The following is a 19,296-nucleotide window of genomic DNA, read 5'->3' on the forward strand; positions in this document are numbered from 1 at the left end:
AGCCGCTCAACCGTCGCGCCACCATCGGCATCAACTTCCGCTAAACACGGAAGGCTGAGCCGCCGGCCTTCGATATTGCCCGGTCGAAGGCCGGTGGGCCGTACAAGGAAGCCGCCTGTCCTCGAAAGAGGGCCGGCGGCTTTTCTTTTCGCCCGTGCAGCGTCTGCGCAGGGTGACTCAAGGCCGCGCCGGGCGCGCGGACCCCGATAATCCCCTTTCAGCCGTTCGCGGCAGCGCTTTTCGATGTTAGGCGTTAACCTGTCCGAACAGTGAAGCTGGAGCGCTCCCCCGCATGCGTCGCTTTTTCATCTGGTCCGCCCTCGCCGCCGTGATCGGCCTCGCCCTCGCGGGCGGCGGCTATTGGGCCTACTGGAATTTCTACGCCCGCTTCCAGCCGGTGACGGTCACCCGCAACCAGGTCGAGATCCAGCGTCTGCTGGACGAAAGCTCCTGGATCTCGGCGGGGGGTGGAGGTCAGGCCCTCTACCTGATCGGCTATCGCGACAGCGCCGCCATGCAGCGTTTCGAGCGGGAAGAGGGGCCCAAGCTGCGCGCCGCCGGCGTGGAGGTCCGGGTGCTGGTGTTCGCCCGTCCTGATCGCGAGGGCATGACCCAGTCCACCGCCGCCGAACGCGCGACCGTGGCCGAGCTGTGGCTGACCCGGGACTGGGTGCTGTACGAGCGCTGGACGGCCACCCCGGTGAACAACTGGACCGCCGCGGGCATTCCGGCCGCCGACGGCAACCTGGCGCGGGGCGCGGTGGTCGACGCCGGACGTGATTTCGTCAGCCAGCTCAGCCGCAATCTGGGCGAGGCCGGGCTGCAGACCCGTTATCCGTTGATCATCTGGCGCGACCGCGAAGGCTTCATGAAGGCCTGCGCCTGTTCCGACGCCCGGTCCTGGGCCTTCATCCGTGACGATCTCGGCGCGCCGGACAGGGTTGCGCCCGACGTGCCTGCGGTGGACGCCAACGGTCAGGCGCCGCTCGACTATCCTGACGGTGGTCCGCCGGCCCAGAGCCTGCCCTATCCGGGCCTCCCCCAGGTGACCCCTGTTCCTGGCCAGACCCCGGCGCCGGTTGAACCCGGCCAGCCGGGTCAGACGACGCCGTCGCCCGCCGCGCCGGCGACGACCCAGACTCCCGCGCCGCGCAAGGCTCCGGAAGCGCGGCGCGAGGACGACGCGACGTTCTTCTAGGCTACAGGATCCGGGCGCAGGTCGTGATCAGACGCCGGACGTCCGCCGCGTCCTGATAGAGGCCGAAGCCGAAGCGGATCACATCATCGCGCACATCTGTCACGACGCCGGCGTCCAGCAGTCGCTTGCGCCAGATCTGGGCGTCGGGATGACGGAAGGCGAGGAAGCGCGCCCGGGCCGCCCCGGCGCCGACGGGGTTGAGCAACTCGGCGCCGTCCAACCGTCCGGCCTCTCCGCCCAGGGCGGCGCTCTGGAAGGTCTGCATCATCTCACGGGCGTGGCGGGCGATGTCGGCGGTGGTCAGGCCGGCCTCGTCCAGCATGCGTCGTACGGCGTTGAAGCGGTAGAAGGGGGTTGCCTCCAGGGTCGCGCCCCAGAACCGTCCCGCATCCGTGCGGTACTGAACTCCGCCGGGCGGGCCCTCCAGATCGCCGAATTCGGCGAACCAGCCGGTGATGACAGGCCGCGGGCAGAAGCCCGCCGGAGCATGCAGGAAGCCCGCGCCTTCCCCGGACATGGCGTATTTGTAGCCGCCGGCGACATAGAAGATGCGATCCGCCACCGCTGACAGGTCGGTCGGGGTCGCCATGAAACCGTGGTAGCCGTCGACGACGACCCAGGGGCCTTCCGGCCGGGCCAGCGCCGCCAGTGCGTCGATCCCCCCGAACAGCTGTCCGGTGCGGAAGAAGACCTGGCTGACCAGGATCAGATCGTAGGTTCCGGCCTTCGCTGCCTCCAGGAAACGGGTCTCGAAGGTGTCGAACGGGTGCAGGGGAATGCGGGTGATGACGGCCTCGCCCGCTTCCTCCCAGCGCTCGCCCTGGCGTCGGAACGAGTGGAACTCGCCGTCGGTGGACAGGATCCGGACCGGCCGCGCCGAAATGCCCGACACGATGCGCAGCAGGAACTCGTGGGTGTTGGTCGCGAAGACGATGCTGTCGGGCGAGGGAAGGTTCAACTCCCGGGCGATGTGGCCCTGGGCCTCCGGGATGACCTCGCCGAAGATCAGATCCCATTTCCGGTCGGCGAAGCGGTTGGCCTCGACCCAGGCCCGCACCTGGCCGTCAAAACTGGCGTCGGGCCAGAGATGATGGCTGTGGGCGGCGAAATGCAGCCGCTCCGGATCCAGGCCGAGGGCGCGCGAGAACAGGGACTTGTAGCTCATGCGCGGACCTTATCCGGTTCGCCCCAAGGCCAAAAGAAAAGAGGCGGGTCGTCGCCGACCCGCCTCCGGATGATCGCGTTCAAGCAGCGAGCGACCGCGTCGCGAGCGATAGCGCGACCTAGACCAGGCTGCCGTGGCAGTGCTTGAACTTGCGTCCCGAGCCGCAGGGGCAGTCGGCGTTGCGCGGGGTGCGTTCCCAGCCCACGGGCAGGACGTCGACCGGCAGGCGCGACCGCGCGTCGCCTTCCAGAGCGCCTTCCGGCAATTGGGCCAGCGGGTTCCGCATCTCGTTCTCGCCAGTGCCGGGGTTCAGGTGGATTTCCTGGAACTCGGGCATCTCCATCGCGGGCGGCGGCTCGAAGCGGAATTCGATCGTCATCAGCCAACGGGTCACGTCGTGACGCAGGTTGTGCAGCAGCGTCTCGAACAGGTTGAAGGCTTCGGTCTTGTACTCATTGAGCGGATCGCGCTGGCCATAGCCGCGCAGGCCGATGACGCCGCGCAGGTGGTCCAGCTGCACCAGGTGCTCGCGCCACTGCATGTCGATCATCTGCAGCAGGAACTGACGTTCCATGCTGCGGATCTGCTCCACGCCGACCAGTTCGGTGCGCTCGGCGGCGCGGGCGTCGGCCGCCTGGGCGATGCGCTCCTCGATCTCCTCGTTCGAGACGCCTTCCTCGGCGGCCCACTCGGCCAGCGGCAGTTCAAGGCCGAGGGTCGACCGGACCTTTTCGTCCAGACCTTCGATGTCCCACTGCTCGGCATAGGCCTTGGGCGGCATGTGACGCTCGACCAGGTCGTTGATCACGTCGGCGCGGAATTCGTCGACCAGTTCCGACAGATCGGTGGAGTCCATAAACTCCTGACGCTGTTCGAATACCGCCTTGCGCTGGTCGTTCACGACGTCGTCGTACTTCAGCAGGTTCTTGCGGATGTCGTAGTTGCGGGTCTCGACGCGCTTCTGGGCCTGTTCGACCGCCTTGTTCAGCCAGGGGTGGCTGATGGCCTCGCCCTCGGCGACGCCGAAGGATTTCATGATGGCGTCGAGGCGGTCGCCGGCGAAGATGCGCAGCAGGTCGTCCTCGCAGGACAGGAAGAATTTCGACGTGCCCTTGTCGCCCTGACGGCCGGTCCGGCCGCGCAGCTGGTTGTCGATCCGGCGGCTTTCGTGCCTTTCCGTCCCGAGGACGAACAGGCCGCCGGCGGCCATCGAGATTTCCTTCTGGGCGCTGATCTCGGCCTTGAACTCGGCCTCCTTGGCCTCCTCCATGGCGGGCGTGACCTCAACGGCGAGGTTGCGCTGGTCCTGGCGCCACTTCTGCATCCGCATTTCGAGGTTGCCCCCGAGCTGGATGTCGGTGCCGCGGCCGGCCATGTTGGTGGCGATGGTCACCGCGCCCGGCAGGCCGGCGTCGGCGACGATATAGGCTTCCTGCTCGTGCTGGCGCGCGTTCAGCACGGCGTGCGGAATGCCGCGCAGCTTGGTCTCGTACTGGATGTCATAAGCCGCATCGCCGAGCTTCTCGGCGTCCTTGGCCTTGCCCTCGAACTCGGCTTTCAGGGTCCGGCTGACCTCGACCTTGTAGACGTAGTTCTTGAGCAGTTCGGACAGGACTTCCGACTTCTCGATCGAGACGGTGCCGACCAGGACCGGCTGGCCGGCCAGATGGCGCTCGGCGATCTGGGCGGCGATGGCGAGGTTCTTTTCCCGCTCGGTGCGGTAGATTTCGTCGTCGTAGTCGATGCGCTGGATCGGACGGTGGGTCGGAACTTCGAGGACATCCATCTTGTAGATGTCCATGAATTCCTGCGCCTCGGTCGCGGCGGTGCCGGTCATGCCCGACAGCTTCTCGTAGAGGCGGAAGTAGTTCTGGATCGTCACCGAGGCCAGGGTCTGGTTCTCGGGCTGGATCTTGACGCCTTCCTTGGCCTCGATCGCCTGGTGCAGGCCTTCCGACAGGCGGCGGCCCTGCATCATCCGGCCGGTGAACTCATCGATCAGCATGACCTCGCCGGCCTTGATGATGTAGTCCTTGTCCTTCTGGTACAGGGTGTTGGCGCGCAGGGCCTGGTTGATGTGGTGCACCAGGGTGATGTTGGGGGCGTCGTAGAGGTCCGTCGTGTCCTCGGCGAACAGGCCGCGCTCCTGCATGATCTGCTCGATCAGCTCCGAGCCTTCCTCGGTCAGAAGCGCCTGCTTCTGCTTTTCGTCGAGGTCGTAGGTGGCCTTGTCCTGGATCAGCTCCTTGATGATCGCATCGACCGTCACATAGAGGTCCGAGCGATCTTCGGTCGGGCCGGAGATGATCAGCGGGGTCCGGGCCTCGTCGATGAGGATGGAGTCCACCTCGTCGACGATGGCGAAATGGTGCGGACGCTGCACCATCTCGCGACGATCGTAGACCAGGTTGTCGCGCAGGTAGTCGAAGCCGAACTCGTTGTTGGTGCCGTAGGTGATGTCGGCGGCATAGGCGGCCTGACGCTGGCCCTGCGAAAGGCCGTTGACGATCACGCCGACCTCAAGGCCGAGGAAGCGGTAGACGCGGCCCATCCATTCGGCGTCGCGGCGGGCCAGGTAGTCGTTGACGGTGATGACGTGCACGCCCTTGCCGGTCAGGGCGTTCAGATAGGCCGGTGCGATGGCGACCAGGGTCTTGCCCTCGCCGGTCCGCATCTCGGCGATGCCGCCGTCGTTCAGGATCATGCCGCCAGTCAGCTGCACGTCATACTGGCGCTGGCCCAACACCCGCTTGGACGCCTCGCGCGCCACGGCGAAGGCGTCGTTCATGATCTTGTCGACGCTCTCTCCGGCGGCCAGACGGTCGCGGAAGGCGTCGGTCATCATCCGAAGTTCGTCGTCGGACAGGGCGGCGTACTTCGCCTCGAGGGCGTTGATCTTCTGAACGCGGCCCATGAAATCCTTGACCTTGCGGTCATTGGACGAGCCGAAAATCTTCTTGGCGAAGCCGAGCATGGAGTATCCGAAGGCGGTCGAGCGAAGCGCTCTGGTACGGGGTCCCGGTAGGGCGGCGGACGGGCGCCGCGGAGCGGCTTCGGCGCCGACGGCCCGGTGCGCCTGTGAAAGGCGCGCGCGAGGGCCGCGCGAACGATCGAAAACCCCTCGACTTGGGCGCAGCCGGGACTTAAGCACCGGCCCTATCCCTGTCAACGCGAGGGCCTTTCGCCGCCCGCAGACGGAGCGCCCGCATGAGGTCCTTCCGCGTCCTGTTTCCCCTGTTGATGGCGGCGGTCCTGACCGTCGCCGCCTGTGGTCGCGGCGGCGGTTCGGACCACCCGCCGGAGCCCGGCGACCGGGCCGTGGCGCGGGTGCAGGACGAGACCATCTGGGCCTCTGACGTCAAGCGCGAGGCGGTGGCGCAGGGGCTGGTCGGCGAGGGCGAACCCCTGGACGTGTCCTCGGCCCTGTTCCGCCGGGTTCTCGACGAGGTGATCGACCAGAAGCTGCTGGCGCACGAGGCCGAGCGCCGGGGACTGGACAATTCGCCGCTGGCCCAGCGCCGCCTGGCCGCGACCCGGGAGCGCATTCTCGGGGACATGCTGGTCGAGACGGTCGTGAACGACAAGATTTCCGACAAGGCTGTCGAGGCGATCTACCAGAGCCAGCTGAACCTCGCCCGGAACTCGGAAGAGGTGCGCACCCGACTGATCCTGTCGCGCACCCGGGCCGAGGCCGATGCGGTGGTCGGCGTTCTCGGGCAGGGCGCCGCCTTCGAGGCGGTCGCCATGGAGCGCTCGATCGACGACGCGACCCGGTTTTCGGGCGGCGATCTGGGCTATTTGACCCCGGATGTCATGCCCGAGGCCTATCGCAACGCCTTGCGGGACCGCCCTGCCGGCTCGACCGTGGGGCCGTTCCAGACCGAAGGCGGCTGGGCCGTCCTGCGGGTCGAGGACCGCCGGCGCGAGACGCCGCCGACGATGGATCAGGCCCGCCCGCAGATCGTCCGTTACCTGACCTACGAGGGCGTCAGGCAGTTGCTTGAGGATCTTCGGCAGAAGGCTTCCGTGGACGTGCTTCTGCAGGGTGGCGCCCAGTCCCCCGAGCCGGCCTCCGCGCCCGAGGCGCCGGCCAACCCTCCCGCTTCCCCCGTTCCCGCCAAGGCCCGATGACCAAGACCCCCACACCGACCGGCCGCGGCTCGACCGGACAGAAGATCGAACAGGCCCTGGAGAAGGCGCTGGAGCCGGTGGCCACGGTGCTGAAGCGCGCCACCACCTCCGGAAAGCCCGCTTCGGCGCCCGTCGCGGCGCCGGGGAAGCCGGGGCTGCAGGTTTCGCCTCTGGCTGTCCCTTTCCCGACCATCCCTCCGATCGGAGGGGTGGAGATCTCCACCGGGCGGGCCGGCTTCTACAAGCATGAGCGCGATGATCTGGTGGTGTTCAGCTTCGCCCGCGGCACGACCTGCGCCGGCGTATTCACCCGCCACAAGGTGGGATCCGCGCCCGTAGACTGGTGCAAACGCCACCTGGACGCGGAGGGCGGCGGCTCGGACATTCGCGCTCTGGTGATCAATGCGGGGTGCGCCAACGCCTTCACCGGAAAGGCCGGGGCGGACGCCGCGCGTCGCACGGCCTCCGAGGTGGCCAAGCGGTTCGGCTGCCGGCAGCGCGACGTGATGCTGGCGTCGACCGGGGTGATCGGCGTGGTGCTCGACGATCGCAAGATCGCCGCCCGCCTTCCGGACATCGAGGCGGGGCTGCAGGCCGACAACTGGGCCGCGGCCGGCCTCGGCATCATGACGACCGACACCTTCCCGAAGGGATCCTACGCCGAGTGCGAGATCGAGGGCCACAAGGTCCGCATCGCCGGGATCGCCAAGGGGTCGGGCATGATCGCGCCGGACATGGCGACCATGCTGGCCTTCATCGTTACGGACGCCGATATCCACCAGAACGTCCTGCGCGCCATGCTGGGCCTGCACGTCCGCACCACGTTCAACAGCGTCACCGTCGACGGCGACACCTCCACCAATGACACCGCCCTGCTGTTCGCCACCGGAACCTCGGGCGCGCCGCGCATCGGCCGGGTCGGTGATCGCCGCCTGAAGGACTTCAGCCGCGCGCTGGACGAGGTCATGCTGGACCTTGCGCACCAGCTGGTCCGCGACGGCGAAGGAGCGACCAAATTCGTCAAGATCACCGTGGACGGCGCGGCCAGTCCCGCTTCGGCCCGCAAACTGGCCAAGTCCATCGCCGACAGCCCGCTGGTGAAGACCGCCCTCGCCGGCGAGGACGCCAACTGGGGCCGGGTCGTGATGGCCGTGGGCAAGACCGAGGAGCCGGTGGATCGCGACCGTCTGGCGATCAAATTCGGGCCGCACGTCGCGGCGATCGATGGCGCCCCGTCGCCGACCTACGACGAGGCGAAGATGAGCGCCTACATGAAGAACCCGGAGATCGACATCACCGTCGACGTCGGGTCGGGCCGGGCCTCCGCCACCGTGTGGACCTGCGACCTGACCAAGCGCTACATCGAGATCAACGGCGACTACCGCTCGTGACCGAACCCGTCAAAACCGTCCTCGTCGTCGCCGTCGCCCTGATCGACGCCGACGGCCGGGTGCTGATCGCCCGGCGGCCCGAGGGCAAACAGCTGGCCGGGTTGTGGGAATTCCCCGGGGGCAAGGTCGAGCCGGGCGAGCGGCCCGAGGCGGCCCTGATCCGCGAACTGAAGGAAGAACTCGGCATCGACGTGAACGAGGCCTGTCTCGCGCCGTTCGTGTTTACCAGTCACGGTTACGAGTCATTTCACCTTCTGATGCCATTGTACCTGTGCCGACGTTGGTCGGGGGTGGTTCAGGCGCGTGAGCATTCGGCCCTGAAATGGGTGCGGCCCGCGCAGTTGGCGGACTATCCCATGCCTCCGGCGGACGAACCCCTGATCGCCTGGTTGCGCGATCTGCTCTAGCCGTCCGGAAAGGGAGGCGCTGTGATCCGTTTCCTGACCCGCTTCCGCGACAATGAGGACGGCGCGACCGCCATTGAGTACGGGCTGATCATCGCCCTGATCTTCCTCGTCATCCTGTCGGCCCTGACGGCCTTCGGCGGGACGTCGAGCGGCATCTTCAACGCCGCCATGGACACCCTGCGCGCCGCCATGGGCGGCTGACACCTTTAGCCCGGTCGCCCATCGGGCGGCTTGAGGCCGGGGCTCACTCCTCGCCCGTCTGTTCCTTGACGCCCAACGCATCCGCCAGCCGCATCTTGGCCGAGCCCCGGGGCAGGGGCTTCTGCTGGCTTTCATGCGGGGCCCAGCCGGCCAGGTGCACGATCTCGAACGTCGCGGGGATGCGCCCGTCGGCCTCTCCGAACCGCTCTGAGTAAAGCTGGGCCGCCCGCGCGAAGATGCCGCGCGTCAGCGGGCGTCCGTGTCCGGCCAGCACATTGGTCTCGCCCATGGCGCGCAGGTCGCGGACCAGGGCGAACAGGTCGGGGTAGCGCACCGTCAGCCGGTCCACGTCTGACACCGGCAGGGCGAACCCGGCCCGCTGCAGCAGGGCCGCGCCGTCGAAGCCGTCGGCGAAGGGCGAGACCCGCGCCTGCGCGCCGCCGCGTTCCTCCAGCTCCGCCTCGGTCAGCACGGCGCGCAGCTCCTTCAGCGTCCCCGCGCCCAGCAGCGTGCCCACGAACAGGCCGTCGGGCTTCAGCGCGCGACGGATCTGGCTCAGGGCCCCCGGCAGGTCGTTGGCCCAGTGCAGACTCATCAGGCTGACGATCAGATCCTGCGAGGCGTCGGCAAGAGTGAGCGGGGCGTCGCCCGGCCCGGCCCGGAGGGCCCTGTCGGCAATCGTCCTCACTGGCCCGACCCGCCCGGCGGCGTGGCTGCCTTTCAATGCGGCGGCGAATGGACCGGGATGGGCGGACAGGTCGGCGACGTCAGGCCAGTCCCGCAACAGGGCGTCCAGGCTGTCGACGGCGTTCTGCGCCGCCCGCACGTGCAGGAAATCGGCGCCGGAAAACAACCGGTCGCTGCGCAAAAGCCTTGCCGTGCGGCGACGGCTGTCGAAGATGACGGGGGGACCGGAGGAGGGGCTCATGAGCCTTCAGGATGGGGTCTGGAGGGCGCGTTGGGAAGCGGCGACCGACATCGGACGCCGGATCGGGCGCTCGGCCGCGGACCTGTTGCTGCCGCCCCTCGCCCACGACGGCCCGGAAGCCACGGCCTCCGCGGGTCTGACCGCCGGCGCCTGGAGCCGGATCGTGTTTCTGGAGGATCCGGTCTGCGACGGGTGCGGCGCGGCCTTTGAGATGGACGGCGGGGCGTTTGCGTCGGAGCGCTGCGCGGCCTGCCTCGCCAAGCCCTTCGCCTTTGATCGCGCCCGGGCGGCCTGTCTTTATGACGAGGCGTCGCGCGGCCTGATCCTGAAGTTCAAGCATGGCGACCATCAGCCGTTCGCCCCCCTGTTCGCCCGATGGCTCAGCCGCGCCGCCGCGCCGCTTCTGGCCGGGGCGGATGCGGTCGTTCCCGTGCCCCTGCATCGCTGGCGCCTGCTGTCGCGCCGGTTCAACCAGTCCGCCGAGGTCGCCCGGCCGCTCGCCCGCGACGCCGGTCTGGACTACCTGCCCGACGCCCTGATCCGGCAGGCCCACACCACCAGTCAGGGCGGCAAGTCCGCGCGGGGGCGTCGATTGAACGTCAGGAAGGCGTTCGCGGTCACGCCTGGCGGCGCGCGCCGGATCCGGGGGCGGCGCATCCTTCTGGTCGACGATGTGTTGACCACGGGCGCCACCGCCGAAGCCTGCGCCCGCGCGCTGCTGCAGGCGGGCGCCCGCGCCGTCGACCTGGCGGTCATCGCCCGGGTGCGAACCGTGCGGGAACTGACTATGTAGGGTGCACCGTCCGCGGTCCTTCAGGGGCCCCGTCGCCCCCGTTTTGAGTTGGAGAGAAAATTGGCTGACGTCGTCATCTACACCAAGCCCGGCTGCCCCTACTGCATTGCCGCCATGGCCTTGCTGAAGAAGAAGGATGCGGCATTCACCGAGATCGTGGCCTCGAACGATCCGGAGAAGAAGCAGGAGATGATCCAGCGGTCGGGGGGGCGGATGACCTTCCCGCAGATTTTCATCAACGACCAGCACATCGGCGGCTCCGACGACCTGCATGCGCTTGACCGCAAGGGCAAGCTGGACCCAATGCTGGCGGCATGACCACGCTCCCCGTCGCCCTGATCCAGACCCGCACCCCGGCCACCCCGGGGGCGGCGTTCGCCCACGTCGAGCCCCTGATCCGGCAGGCCGCCGCAGGCGGGGCGAAGCTGATCCTGACGCCCGAGGCCACCAACTTCCTGATCCAGGACCGCGCGGCTCGCGAGGCTGTTCTGGTTTCCGACGACCGCGATGAGGTGGTGGCGAAACTGAAGGCGCTGGCGAAGGAGCTGGGCGTCTGGCTGCTGATCGGTTCCGCCATCGTCAGGTCGGGCCACACGGGCGATGACCGGGCGGCCAATCGCTCGATTCTGATCGATGACACGGGCGTGGTGACCGCCACCTATGACAAGCTGCACGTCTATGACGTCGACCTTCCCACGGGCGAGCGCTGGCGCGAGAGCGCCTCGGTCCGGCCCGGCGACGGGGCGGTGGTGGCCGAAACCCCCTGGGGCGGACTCGGGCTGACCATCTGCTACGACATCCGTTTCCCGCAGTTGCATCGCGCCCTCGCCAAGGCGGGGGCGAGGATGATCGCTGTCCCCGCCGCCTTCACCGTTCCGACGGGGGAGGCGCATTGGGAAGTCCTGCTGCGCGCGCGCGCCATCGAGAGCGGCGCCTGGATCCTCGCGCCCGCACAGGCCGGAGAGCATGAGGACGGCCGCAGGACGTGGGGGCGCTCAACCGTCGTCGCGCCCTGGGGCGAGGTGGTCGCGAAGCTGGATCACGACGAACCCGGCGTCCTGTTCGCCACGCTCGATCTCGAGGCGGTCGACAAGGCTCGCCATGCGGTGCCGCAACTGACCCACGACCGCGATTTCGCGCCGCCGGCCGATGTTTCGGCATGATCCGCTATGCCCTGAACTGTGACCACGGTCATGGGTTCGAGGCCTGGTTCGGGTCGTCCTCGGACTATGACGAGCAGTCCGCGCGCGGGCTGGTCGAATGCCCGGTGTGCGGTTCCGGCGCCGTGTCCAAGCAGGTCATGGCGCCGTCCGTGTCCGGGACCAGGAAGTCGGCGGCGTCCGCGGACATGGCGGCGAAGATGCAGGCCATGATGATGGAGGCGGCCCGCGAGGTGCGCAGCCACGTGGAGCAGAATTTCGACTACGTCGGCGACGCCTTCGCCCGCGAGGCGCGGGATATTCATGAGGGCCGTTCGGAGCGGCGCGAAATCTACGGTGAGGCCACGGCCTCCGATGTGAGAAAACTCCGCGAAGACGGGGTGCCGGTCGCGCACCTGCCCGGTCTTCCTCCGGACAAGTCAGAGGTCCATTGAGGCCATGGCGGGCGAGGGGGAGCGTTATCAGGAGTTCCAGCCGCCCGCGGCGCTCAGGCCGTTCGTGCGGATGATCTGGACCTATGCCGATCCCGATCCGGCCCCCGTCGTCCAGCGCATCGCGCCGGACGGCTGCCCCGAACTGATCTTCGATCTCGGGGCGCCCTATGAGGAGCAGGGAGAGGACGGGAGCTGGACACTCCAGCCGTCGGCGATTTTCGCGGGGCAGATGACCCGGCCTCTCGCCTTGCGTCCCGTCGGACCGACCGAACTGGTGGCGATCCGTTTCGAGCCCGACGGCGCCCGCGACTGGCTGGGGCGACCGCTCGTCGAGGCGACGGATCGACGGCTGGACATGGTCCGGCGACTGGCGGGCTTTTCCGCCCGGGCCGGGGATCCGGAAGCGCAGGTCGAGGCCTTCAGCGGCTGGCTGGCGGACCAGCGCCGTCGGAGCGAGTGGCGCAGCGATCCCCTGGTCCGCGCCGAGATTGAAGCCTTGGCGGCCGAGGCCGGGCCGACCGCCCGATCGCCGGCGGACCAACGCGCGCTTCAGCGCCGTTTCGCCGATCGCGTGGGCGTGTCGCCCCGCATGCTGAGATCGATCTTCCGCTTCCGCCGGGTCTTCGACCACGCAGCCCATCCGGGTCTGCCCGGCGCCGAAGGGTGGTTGGGGGCGGGTCTGGAGGCGGGCTATTTCGACCAGCCGCAGATGGCGCGCGACTTTCGTCGCTTCCTCGGCTGCACCGCCACCGAATGGGCCCGGGAGCAGCAGGCGCTGGCGCGGGCCATCGCGTCGCAATCCTACAAGCCGGCCCCGGATCACCCGGCCTAGGTTCCGGTCCTACCCGGAGGGAGACCCGAGATGCTGACCGCCCTGTTGATGACCGCCGCCCTCGCCGGCGGTCCGCAGACCGACCTGAGGCCCGAACTGGGCTGGATGGCCGGCTACTGGTTGTCCTGTGAAGGCGGGCGCGAGGTGGCCGAGACCTGGAGCCCGCCGCGTCTGGGCCTGATGGCGGGAAATTCGGTCACGGTCCGGAATGGCCGCGTGGGCTGGGAGCTGGCCCGCATCGCCCCGACCGGTCCGGCGCCGGACGCGCCCTTCGGCTATTTCGCCATTCCGGAGGGGCAGACGCCCACGACCTTCCCGGTGATCGAATCCGGCCCGAACCGGGTCGTCTTCGAACAGGCCGCCCACGACTTCCCCCAACGGGTCATCTATGAACGCGACGGCGATGTGCTGAACGCCCGCATCGAGGGCGAGATCAACGGTCAGGCGAGGACGATCCGGTGGCGGTTCCAGAAGGCGGAGTTCAACACCAGCTGCCCGGCCTGAGCTGGCGACCGATGACGGAGGCGGACCTCGACGCCGTCGCTGCGATCGCCGTGATCGGCTTTCCCGACCATTTCGAAGGTCGCGACCTGTTCGCGAACCGGCTGGCCCTGAATCCGTCCGGCTGTTTCGTTCTCGCCGCCGGCGTGGGTGAGCCCCGGGGCTATATGGTCGCCTATCCGTGGCGGTCCGACAGCGCGCCGGCCCTGAACACCCTGATCGAGGCCATCCCGGCGGACGCCTCGGTCATGTACCTGCACGATCTGGCCCTGCACCCCGACGCGCGGGGCGGCGGCCATACCGGCGCGGTGGTGGAGCAGCTGGCGGTGGCGGCCAAGGCGGCGGGCTGGCCCGCCGTGGCGCTGGTCGCGGTCAATGACGCGTCGCCCTTCTGGACCCGGCACGGCTTTATCGTGAGGGAGACGCCGGAGATGGCCGCCAGGCTGGCCTCCTACGGCTCCGACGCCCGCTACATGGTTCGCCCGCTTTAATCCCGGGTGGCGACCATCATGTAGTTGATGTCGGAATCGCCCTCGCTCCAGCGGTCGGTCAGCGGGTTGAAGGCCAGGCCGAACGGACCGGTGACGGCGAGGCCTTCCGGCGCCAGCATCGCCCGGATCTCATCGGGCTTCAGGAACTGGTTCCAGTCGTGGGTCCCGGCGGGCACCCAGCGCAGAACGTATTCGGCCGCGAACTTGCCCAGGGCCAGCGCCTTCAGCGTCCGGTTCAGGGTCGCGACGATCAGGATGCCGCCCGGCTTCACCAGCCGCGCGCAGGCGCGAACAAAGGCCTCCGGATCGGCCACGTGCTCGATCACCTCCATGGTCAGCACCACGTCGAACGGTCCGGCGTCCTCGGCCTCGAGCTGTTCCACGGTCGCCGCGCGATAGGTGATGTCGAGCCCCTGCTGTTCGGCGTGGGCGCGAGCCGTGCCGATGTTCTCGCTGGAGGCGTCCGCCGCCGTGACGGCGAAGCCCAGCCGTCGCATCGGCTCGGCGATCAGGCCCCCGCCGCAGCCGACGTCCAGCAGGGTCAGGCCGGCGAAGGCCTCGCGCTGTTTCGGGTCGCGTCCGAACCGTTCGGCGACCCGGTCGCGCACGAAGGCCAGCCGCGCCGGGTTGAACCGGTGAAGGGGCGCGAACGGCCCGCGGGCGTCCCACCATTCCGCGGCCTGGGCCGAGAAACGGGCCACGTCGGCGGGATCGATCGACGGTCCTTCCGCCTGATCGTTGAATTCCGCCCCGCTTTGGGGTTTGCGCGCCGATACCGTGCCGTTAGAAGCAGCCATGGCGCAGAGATGAACCCGCGCGCCGTTTCATGCAAGCACGGAGCAGCCTGTCAGGATGACGCGGACCGACTCACAGCGACTGGTGATGAAGTTCGGGGGCACTTCGATGGGCGACCTTGAACGAATCCGTCGCGCCGCGCGGATCGTCGCCGCCGAGGCCGCGTCCGGAAAGAAGGTCGCCGTCGTGGTCTCCGCCATGGCCGGCAAGACCAACGAATTGGTCGCCTGGACCGACGGCGCCGGTCGGCCGGGGGCGGGTATCGAGATGTCGGACGACGAGTACGACGTCGTCGTCGCGTCCGGCGAACAGGTGACCTCGGGGCTGCTGGCCCTGACCCTGCGCAATATGGGGCTCAACGCCCGCAGCTGGATGGGCTGGCAGATTCCCATCCTCACGGACGATGCGCATGGGCGCGCGCGCATCGAGGACGTGCCGGGCGAGGTTCTGGGCGCGGCGCTGGATACCGGCGAGATCGCCATCGTTCCCGGCTTCCAGGGCGTGACGAAGGGCGGACGCATCACCACGCTCGGCCGGGGCGGCTCCGACACCTCGGCGGTCGCTGTCGCGGCGGCGCTGGAGTGCCCCTGCGACATCTACACGGACGTCGACGGCGTCTACACCACCGACCCCCGCATCGAGTCCCGCGCCCGCCGCCTCGAAAAGGTCTCCTATGAGGAGATGCTGGAAATGGCGTCGCTGGGCGCCAAGGTGTTGCAGACCCGGTCGGTCGAGCTGGCCATGGCGAAGCAGGTCCCGGTCCGGGTCCTGTCCAGTTTCATTGAACCCGACGCTGACGGCGTCATGCCCGACAAGGGCGGAACCCTGATCTGCGACGAGGAGGAGATCGTGGAAAAGCGCATCGTGTCCGGTGTGACCATGAGCCGTGATGAGGCCCGCCTGACCCTGCTGGGCCTCTCGGACCGCGTTGACGCCCCCGCGGACGTCTTCACCCGTCTGGCCGAGGCCAGTGTGAATGTGGACATGATCGTCCAGTCCCAGTCCCGCACGGCCGGGACGGTCAACCTGACCTTCACCACCGGCCGTCGCGACGCCCAGCGCGCCGCCGAACTGATGCGGGCGGCCCAGGCCGAGATCGGCTTCGAGGAGCTGCGCGTCGATGAGGACGTCGCCAAGGTCTCGGTCGTCGGGGTCGGCATGCGCAGCCACGCCGGTGTCGCCCAGACCATGTTCAAGGCGCTGGCGGACAAGGGCGTGAAGTTCCAGGCCATCTCCACGTCGGAGATCAAGATCAGCGTCCTGATCGATGCGGCCTATGCGGAACTGGCCGTTCGTGCGCTTCATTCGGCTTACGGACTGGAAGCGGTCTAGATTTAAAGCTTGGCGGTTCCCATCTTGGGGGCCGCAGTCACGGGAGGGGCCATGCCGGTTGGCGGATTGACGACGAGGGGGCCGCGTAACCTCCTTCGCCAGATCCGCGAGGCTATGGCGGGGGCCGCGCCGGCCCAGGATCGGCTGGACACCGTTGTGCGCATCATCGCCCAGTCGATGGTGGCCGAGGTGTGCTCCATCTATTTGCGGCGAGGCTCCGGCGAACTGGAGCTGTTCGCCACCCAGGGCCTGAAGCCCGAGGCCGTTCACAACACCCGTCTGCGCCCGGGCGAGGGTCTGGTCGGCGAGGTGGCGCGCAGCGCCGTCCCCATCAGCCTGTCGGACGCGCCGTCCCACCCCAGCTTCGCCTATCGTCCGGAGACCGGTGAAGATCCCTACCACGCCTTCCTCGGCGCCCCCCTGCTGAGGGGCGGCCGGGCGATCGGGGTCCTCGTCGTCCAGAACCGGTCCGAGCGGCGGTACGATGAGGACGAGGTCGAGGACATCCAGACCATCGCCATGGTGCTGGCCGAGACCGTCGCCTCGGGCGAGTTGCTGGGGCAGGAGGAGTTGCGCGACATCGAGGTCGCGCCGCACCGCCCGGAGCGCCTGAAGGGGCAGAGGTTCGCCGAGGGGCTGGCCTTCGGGCATGTCGTTCTGCACGAGGCGCCGGTCGCGCCCGAGAACCTTCTGGCCGAGAACCAGCAGGTCGAGGAGATTCGTCTTCGCGAAGCCCTGATCGGCCTGAAGGCCAATATCGACGCCATGCTGGAAGGCGGGCAGGGCAAGCTGGCCGGGCAGTCCTTCGAGGTGCTGGAAACCTACCGGATGTTCGCCGACGACCGGGGCTGGAACCGGTCTCTGGAAGAGGCTGTCCGCACGGGGCTGACCGCCGAAGCCGCCGTCGATCGCGTGCGGAACGAGCATCGGGCCCGCTTCGCCAAGGCTCGTGATCCCTACATCAAGGAGCGGCTGCACGACTTCGAGGATCTGGCCAACCGCCTCCTGCGCGTTCTGGCGGGGGACAGCCCGGGACAGCGGGACCTGCCGGATGACGCCATTCTGGTGGCCCGGAATCTCGGCCCGGCGGACCTGCTGGAATATCCCCGCGAGAAGCTGAAGGGCCTCCTGCTTGAGGAGGGCTCCGCCGCCAGCCATGCGGCCATCGTCGCGCGCGCGCTCCAGATCCCCTGCGTCGGGCGCCTTATGGGGCTGCGCGACAGGCTGTCGGAGGGCGATCTGGTGATCGCCGACGGCGAAACCGGTGAAGCCTATCTCCGTCCGCGCCCGGACATGCTGGCGGCCGTCCAGTCCCGCATGGAGGTTCGCAGCCAACGGCAGGCGGAGTTCGCCAAGCTGCGCGACGTCGCTCCGGTCACCCTCGACGGCCAGTCCGTCAGCCTTCTGACCAATGCCGGACTGGCGGTCGATCTGGAGAACCTGGACGCCACCGGCGCCGAGGGCATCGGCCTGTTCCGCACCGAGTTCCAGTTCATGGTCTCGGAGGAGCTGCCGCGTCTGGACAGCCAGACCGCACTCTACCGTCTCGTGCTCGATACGGCCGGGAATCGGCCGGTGACCTTCCGGACGCTGGACATCGGCGGCGACAAGGTCCTGCCCTATCTCGAGACCGAGCGGGAGGAAAATCCCGCGCTGGGCCGCCGCGCCATCCGTCTCGGACTGGATCGGCCGGCCATGCTGCGCCTGCAGCTCCGCGCCCTGCTGGGCGCCGCCGCGGGACGCGAACTGCGGGTCATGTTCCCGATGATCGCCACCGTTGAAGAGTTCCGCGCCGCGCGGGAGCTGGTCGACGTGGAATGCGCCTGGGCGCGGCGACGGGGGCGGGAATTGCCGGCCCTTCTGCGGGTCGGGGCGATGATCGAGTGCCCCAGCCTGCTGTGGCACCTCGACGCCCTCCTGCCGCTGACGGACTTCGTCTCGATCGGGACCAATGACCTGTTCCAGTACATGTTCGCCGCCGACCGCACGAACCCGCTGGTTTCGGATCGATACGATCCGCTGTCTCCTCCGGCCTTGAGGGCGCTGGCCGAAATCCAGAAGAAGTGCGCGGATACCGGGACGCCGGTCTCGGTGTGCGGGGAGCTGGCGGGTCGACCGCTGGAGGCGTTCGCCCTGCTGGCGCTGGGTTTCACCCGCCTGTCCGCGCCGGCCGGCGGGGTGGGGCCCGTCAAGCGGATGATCCTGTCCACCGATCTCGCCGCCGCCCGTCGGGGTTTGCCGGGCCTGCTCGGATCGTCGTCGGCCTCGGTTCGCGGCGAACTCGAAACCCTGGCCCGGAAATTGAACGTCCAGATTTGATCCGCACCCGGTCCCGGCGACCGGCGTGCTTAACAAATCATTGATCGGGCGACCCTTATGAGTTATCCACAAGGTGAGTTCGGCGGGCCTGCGGGGGCAGGACCAGACTGTCATCCCAATATGGTACAGGGGCCGGGTTCGAGTACGACGGGCGTGGATGACGCGTCGTCGAGTGTGGGGTCGAGCGTCATGGCGCTGGATGCGGGCAAGGGCCCGGAAGAGTTTGATCCGCACCGCGACTGGAGGGATGTGGTTCCTTCAGTCACGGATGCGCCGACTCTGGGCGAAGGTCTGCGGGTCGCCCGTGACCTGTCCGGTCGGTCCCTCGCCGAACTGGCCTCCCAGACCCGGGTGCCGGCCCGTTACCTGACGGCCCTCGAGCAGAACGACTTCTCCATCCTGCCCAATCGCGTCTTCTCGATCGGCTATGTGCGCGCCTACGCCGGCGCCCTCGGCCTGGACGAGCAGCTGGCGGTGGAGCGCTTCAAGCGTGAAAGCCCCGATCCCTCCGTTCCGCTTCAGCCGCCGGTCGGCGTGGCGTTCGAGGAGGTCAAGCGCTACTCGCCCCGACTGATCGCCGGTCTGGCGGCGCTGGTCTTCGCCATTGTGGGGTGGAACGTCTTCCAGCGAGTCAGCCTGATGCAGGCGCCCCAGCCGTCCGATATCGCTGAAGTGCCGGAAACCTGGCGACTGGGGACGATTCCCGGACAGGACGTCGATATGCGGCTGACGGCTCCGCAGCCGGCGCCGCCGGACCAGACGATTCCGGCGCTCTATGTGACGCCTGGTCTTGAGATGCAGCTGACCGGCGTGGACCCCGCCGACGCTGCCGCCGCCGCCGCTGCCGCGGCGGCCCCGGTGGCCAAGGCCTTCAATCCGCGCGGCGCGATCTACGGGGCCTCGGCCAGCGCCTCCAGCGTCGTGATCCAGGCGCGCAAGGCCGCGGCGATCGTGGTGCGGATGGCGGATGGTCGCGTGCTGTTCGCCCGGCAACTCGCCGCCGGAGAGGCCTGGCGCGCGCCGGTCAATGTCGCCGCGGTGATTGATGCGTCCGATTTCGGCGCCTTTGACGTCTATCTCAACGGTGAGCACGGCGGCGCCCTGACCGCGCAGCAGACCCCGCTCGCCGGGCTCAATGCGCGCGCACAAACCCTGGCCCGTCAGGCCGCGGCCGAGGTCGCGGCGCGCGCCGAAGCGGCCCGCCAGGCCGCCCAGGCC

Annotated in this window: 19 protein-coding genes; 15 read left to right on the forward strand and 4 right to left on the reverse strand. The window is 68.6% G+C overall.

All coding sequences use genetic code 11. The features are described 5' to 3' along the window. Nucleotides 1-292: 292 nt before the first annotated feature. A complete protein-coding gene (locus tag ACLQ7T_RS14535) occupies nt 293-1,198 on the forward strand; it encodes a hypothetical protein (protein WP_420480052.1) in 906 nt (301 codons plus the stop codon). Between the two features lies 1 nt (nt 1,199). On the opposite strand, the gene ACLQ7T_RS14540 is transcribed toward ACLQ7T_RS14535, so the two are convergent. Then, nucleotides 1,200-2,363: an aminotransferase class V-fold PLP-dependent enzyme gene (locus ACLQ7T_RS14540; RefSeq protein WP_420480053.1), complete on the reverse strand. Its 1,164-nt coding sequence runs from the start codon at nt 2,361-2,363 to the stop codon at nt 1,200-1,202. A gap of 118 nt (nt 2,364-2,481) precedes the next feature. Continuing rightward, nucleotides 2,482-5,337 (reverse strand): preprotein translocase subunit SecA, encoded by a 2,856-nt coding sequence (gene secA, locus ACLQ7T_RS14545; protein ID WP_420480054.1) that lies wholly within the window; start codon nt 5,335-5,337, stop codon nt 2,482-2,484. A 233-nt stretch (nt 5,338-5,570) separates the two neighbouring features. On the opposite strand from secA, the gene ACLQ7T_RS14550 reads away from it, so the two are divergent. Genes ACLQ7T_RS14550 through ACLQ7T_RS14565 form a run of 4 tightly spaced genes read left to right on the forward strand, consistent with a single transcriptional unit; the run spans nt 5,571 to nt 8,493 of the window. Continuing rightward, complete coding sequence (locus ACLQ7T_RS14550; protein WP_420480055.1) at nt 5,571-6,494, forward strand: peptidylprolyl isomerase; 924 nt, start codon at nt 5,571-5,573, stop codon at nt 6,492-6,494. Next, a complete protein-coding gene (argJ, locus tag ACLQ7T_RS14555; RefSeq protein ID WP_420480056.1) occupies nt 6,491-7,885 on the forward strand; it encodes a bifunctional glutamate N-acetyltransferase/amino-acid acetyltransferase ArgJ in 1,395 nt (464 codons plus the stop codon). Before ACLQ7T_RS14550 ends, argJ begins: the two co-directional genes overlap by 4 nt. After that, nucleotides 7,882-8,292 carry an 8-oxo-dGTP diphosphatase MutT gene (mutT, locus tag ACLQ7T_RS14560; RefSeq protein WP_420480057.1) on the forward strand — a complete coding sequence of 137 codons (411 nt, stop codon included), beginning with the start codon at nt 7,882-7,884 and terminating at the stop codon, nt 8,290-8,292. Before argJ ends, mutT begins: the two co-directional genes overlap by 4 nt. Before the next feature lie 21 nt (nt 8,293-8,313). Beyond that, nucleotides 8,314-8,493: a Flp family type IVb pilin gene (locus ACLQ7T_RS14565; RefSeq protein WP_420480058.1), complete on the forward strand. Its 180-nt coding sequence runs from the start codon at nt 8,314-8,316 to the stop codon at nt 8,491-8,493. A gap of 43 nt (nt 8,494-8,536) precedes the next feature. On the opposite strand, the gene ACLQ7T_RS14570 is transcribed toward ACLQ7T_RS14565, so the two are convergent. Then, a complete protein-coding gene (locus tag ACLQ7T_RS14570; protein ID WP_420480059.1) occupies nt 8,537-9,421 on the reverse strand; it encodes a methyltransferase domain-containing protein in 885 nt (294 codons plus the stop codon). Between ACLQ7T_RS14570 and ACLQ7T_RS14575 the strand changes: the two genes are divergently transcribed. The 7 genes from ACLQ7T_RS14575 to ACLQ7T_RS14605 are packed head-to-tail and all read left to right on the forward strand — an operon-like array spanning nt 9,420 to nt 13,632. Further along, nucleotides 9,420-10,214, forward strand: coding sequence for a ComFC family protein (locus ACLQ7T_RS14575; RefSeq protein WP_420480060.1), 795 nt, complete (start codon nt 9,420-9,422; stop codon nt 10,212-10,214). The two genes, ACLQ7T_RS14570 and ACLQ7T_RS14575, sit on opposite strands and share 2 nt — an antisense overlap. 60 nt (nt 10,215-10,274) lie before the next feature. After that, nucleotides 10,275-10,532 (forward strand): glutaredoxin 3, encoded by a 258-nt coding sequence (grxC, locus tag ACLQ7T_RS14580; protein WP_420480061.1) that lies wholly within the window; start codon nt 10,275-10,277, stop codon nt 10,530-10,532. Further along, complete coding sequence (locus ACLQ7T_RS14585; RefSeq protein ID WP_420480062.1) at nt 10,529-11,377, forward strand: carbon-nitrogen hydrolase family protein; 849 nt, start codon at nt 10,529-10,531, stop codon at nt 11,375-11,377. The genes grxC and ACLQ7T_RS14585 overlap by 4 nt, the downstream gene beginning before the upstream one ends. After that, nucleotides 11,374-11,808, forward strand: coding sequence for a DUF1178 family protein (locus ACLQ7T_RS14590; protein ID WP_420480063.1), 435 nt, complete (start codon nt 11,374-11,376; stop codon nt 11,806-11,808). Before ACLQ7T_RS14585 ends, ACLQ7T_RS14590 begins: the two co-directional genes overlap by 4 nt. A 4-nt stretch (nt 11,809-11,812) precedes the next feature. Then, entirely contained in the window at nt 11,813-12,640 is an 828-nt protein-coding gene (locus tag ACLQ7T_RS14595) for an AraC family transcriptional regulator (protein ID WP_420480064.1), read from the forward strand. Between the two features lie 30 nt (nt 12,641-12,670). After that, nucleotides 12,671-13,144, forward strand: a complete 474-nt coding sequence (locus tag ACLQ7T_RS14600) for a DUF6265 family protein (RefSeq protein WP_420480065.1) — start codon at nt 12,671-12,673, stop codon at nt 13,142-13,144. 11 nt (nt 13,145-13,155) lie between these two features. After that, the gene (locus tag ACLQ7T_RS14605) at nt 13,156-13,632 is read left to right on the forward strand and encodes a GNAT family N-acetyltransferase (RefSeq protein WP_420480066.1); all 477 of its coding nucleotides are present in this window, start codon (nt 13,156-13,158) and stop codon (nt 13,630-13,632) included. Here ACLQ7T_RS14605 and ubiG read toward each other — a convergent pair. Further along, the gene (gene ubiG / locus ACLQ7T_RS14610; protein WP_420480067.1) at nt 13,629-14,429 is read right to left on the reverse strand and encodes a bifunctional 2-polyprenyl-6-hydroxyphenol methylase/3-demethylubiquinol 3-O-methyltransferase UbiG; all 801 of its coding nucleotides are present in this window, start codon (nt 14,427-14,429) and stop codon (nt 13,629-13,631) included. The genes ACLQ7T_RS14605 and ubiG overlap by 4 nt on opposite strands. Before the next feature lie 55 nt (nt 14,430-14,484). Between ubiG and ACLQ7T_RS14615 the strand changes: the two genes are divergently transcribed. From ACLQ7T_RS14615 to ACLQ7T_RS14625, 3 genes are all read left to right on the forward strand, one after another. After that, nucleotides 14,485-15,759 (forward strand): aspartate kinase, encoded by a 1,275-nt coding sequence (locus tag ACLQ7T_RS14615; RefSeq protein WP_420480068.1) that lies wholly within the window; start codon nt 14,485-14,487, stop codon nt 15,757-15,759. A 114-nt stretch (nt 15,760-15,873) separates the two neighbouring features. Further along, on the forward strand, nt 15,874-18,078 hold the full coding sequence (ptsP, locus tag ACLQ7T_RS14620) for a phosphoenolpyruvate--protein phosphotransferase (protein ID WP_420480069.1): 2,205 nt from the start codon (nt 15,874-15,876) through the stop codon (nt 18,076-18,078). A gap of 174 nt (nt 18,079-18,252) precedes the next feature. Next, on the forward strand, nt 18,253-19,296 hold a 1,044-nt coding region (locus ACLQ7T_RS14625), incomplete at its 3' end, for a helix-turn-helix domain-containing protein (protein ID WP_420480070.1).

The organism is Brevundimonas sediminis, from assembly GCF_048799765.1.
Lineage (GTDB): Bacteria > Pseudomonadota > Alphaproteobacteria > Caulobacterales > Caulobacteraceae > Brevundimonas.